Source organism: Campylobacter sp. BCW_4323 (genome assembly GCF_001763115.1).
Classification (GTDB): Bacteria; Campylobacterota; Campylobacteria; order Campylobacterales; family Campylobacteraceae; genus Campylobacter_D; species Campylobacter_D jejuni.
Genome location: NZ_MJYC01000063.1, coordinates 1 through 1346 on the forward strand (window position 1 = coordinate 1; position 1346 = coordinate 1346).

At 32.6% G+C, this 1346-nt stretch carries 1 pseudogene; it reads left to right on the forward strand.

What is annotated here, in order from left to right:
* Nucleotides 1-92 precede the first annotated feature (92 nt).
* Nucleotides 93-1346, forward strand: a pseudogene (locus AJN60_RS09760) (autotransporter outer membrane beta-barrel domain-containing protein); the annotation flags it as partial.

Genomic DNA, 1346 nt, shown 5'->3' on the forward strand with positions numbered 1-1346 from the left:
TTAATTTCAAAATAAATCATTTTAAATAAGGAAGGAGAAAAATATTTGAGTAAAAATATTATTACAAGTAAGGTGTTTAAGGGGGGGGGGATATGACTTCCAAAGAACCCTGTTTAAATTCTAAAAAGATAGTTTTATCTTTAGCTACTATTTCTTTCTTAGCGAGTTGTGCTAATGCTACATTAAATTCTGAAATAAAAACTTATGATGAAGCAAATAAAAATACTAAAGCTAGATCAGCAAGTGTTTATCAGAATACTAATACGACTGTAAGTGGTTCAGAAACTAGCACAATCAACATTTCCGATCAAGGTCCACATACCATAATAATTCAATCAGGTGGAACTTTAGGTAGTATAGGTAATACGGGTAATATTATTTATGCTTCTACTAACAATGGCAATACTCTTACTCTTGCTAATCTTACCAATAATGGAACCATCAATGGTAAAGTAGCCATACAAAATAGCCAAGATAACCTCACAGGAGCCATCACTGTCAATACATTTGAAAATAAAGGTCAAGTTAATGGTCAAATTTATATGGGAGTTTGGGGAAATAAAAACTCAGGAATTCTCACTGTGGATCAGTTTAATAACAGTGGAACTATAACAGCTTTTGATAAAAATCAAGGAGTTTTTTTCGAAGGCGGTGCTAATAATAAATCCACGATTAATAATTTTAACAATACTGGAGTTATAAGTTCAACAAATAAAGAAGCTGTCCAGTTTACTCATACTGATGTTAAAACCATTACCAATAATGGAAACATTAAAAGCGAAGGACATAGAGGTATAAGCATAAATAATTCAAGCGTACAAACTCTTAATAATAGTGGTACTATTCAAACCAGCAATCAAAATGTAAATAACTGGGATACGCAAGCAATATATATTGGCAGTTCTACAATCCAAACGTTTATCAATAGCGGAACCTTAAAAGGCGATGGAAGAAAAGATCCAGGAGGGCCTAATGGGGCTATGTTTGCTAGCTCTGGAGTTAATCTTTCTGGCTCTACTATAACAAATTTTGATAACTCAGGTATTCTTTCAGGAAGAGTAGGTATAAATATATCAAGCACTACTATAGATAATTTTAAAAACAGTGGTACTATAGAAGGAACATCTGGAGCCAAACAATTATCAGGAGCAATATTCATTCAAAGTTGGCTTCAAACAAGCTCCACTATTAAAAATTTTGAAAACACAGGCCTAATCAAAAATCAAAACGGCAATGCTATCTTCATAGGTGATGGCAACAAGATAGAAACCCTTAAAAATAGTGGAACTATAGAAGCAGGCAACAATGGTATAACTTTTTATGCATTTGATACAAATAAAAAGCCC